At 37.8% G+C, this 1,213-nt stretch carries 1 protein-coding gene; it reads right to left on the bottom strand.

Features of this window, described 5'->3' with window-relative positions:
* Nucleotides 1-340: 340 nt before the first annotated feature.
* On the bottom strand, nt 341-502 hold the full coding sequence (locus BLS65_RS19110) for a tyrosine-type recombinase/integrase (RefSeq protein ID WP_092441127.1): 162 nt from the start codon (nt 500-502) through the stop codon (nt 341-343).
* Nucleotides 503-1,213 lie beyond the last annotated feature (711 nt).

The following is a 1,213-nucleotide window of genomic DNA, read 5'->3' as shown; positions in this document are numbered from 1 at the left end:
AGGTGAGTAATTCTCATCTTCCTGTTCTGAAAAAATGCAATTCCTTTCTCTCCAATCAATCCTATAAGTTGCATTTGTTACTTGAATTTAGGTTTGAAATATATTAATCAAACAAGTTGTCATAAACAATCTTGTGAAACTTGACATCAAAGCTTAAAAAATTTGTTATCTTAATTGTCTTTATCATTATATAACTGCTATAGAGATTTAGTCCACAAATTTAGTCTTATTTCAAAAAATATCCTAACGAAAAGAAATCGGTCTCAAGTCCAATTATTGCTGCCAACTCGTTTATAAACCCAACTTTGTTGGGTTTATATTTCAAAGGTAGAATATTTTTTCACATATCGTCGAAGGGTGATTTGATATTTTTTTTTAGGCTCTGCGTGCTCACGTGGGTATATATTTCTGTGGTTTTTCTGCTCTTGTGCCCCAGTAGCTCTTGAATATAGCGCAAATCGGTGTCTGCCGCCAGCAGGTGCGTAGCATACGAGTGCCGCAGCTAGTGTGGAGGAACCTTTTTGTAATACTCGCTGCTCAATCGGGTATTTGCTTTCACACAGGGCTGCGCCCTGTACTTTTACGGGTAGGCCTTTCAGGCCGAAGAGAATCCGGCTGCGCAAACAATGCAATTCGGTAACAGGCCTTCCGAATCATAAATTACCAGAATGGCTACGTCGAACTAATGCTATGCAACCCTAACGTGGAGCTAACTATTAATACCCCGATATTGTTTACCGGTAGTTAGTTGTCCCTTATACTAATAAAGCGTTCTCCACAAGGAATAAACCCGTTGAAAACCCCATAGAAAGAAACCGTTTAACCCGGGATGTAGTTCAACCGGGACCTCTCGCTGGGCACTTCGTGCCGCATAAAGTCCTATTTATTGTGGCCAGTTAATTATTTATCTCAATTTTATTTCCTAGTGTTATTGTATTTAAATCAAGTCGAATATAATAATAGTCTTTATCATCCGATTCGAAATCATTATCCTTGTCCAAATCACGCTGCAACTTTATCAATGCAAATCCTTGTTTGTCATAAATGTCAATAGATATTGCATTCTCATAATTAGAAGTAATAGGCTTTAATCCATTTCCTTTTTTATCCGACACATAAAGAATATCACTACTGTCCGACAAAAAGATTCCAGTTGAAACGTTAGTTGAATAAAAATAAGGGGCTACTCCCCGAAGGTTTCACCCCGATGTTG

The sequence above is a fragment of the Williamwhitmania taraxaci genome (assembly GCF_900096565.1).
Classification (GTDB): Bacteria; Bacteroidota; Bacteroidia; order Bacteroidales; family Williamwhitmaniaceae; genus Williamwhitmania; species Williamwhitmania taraxaci.
Note: the sequence above shows the minus strand (reverse complement) of the source record. Positions and strands in the feature narration are given on the sequence as shown.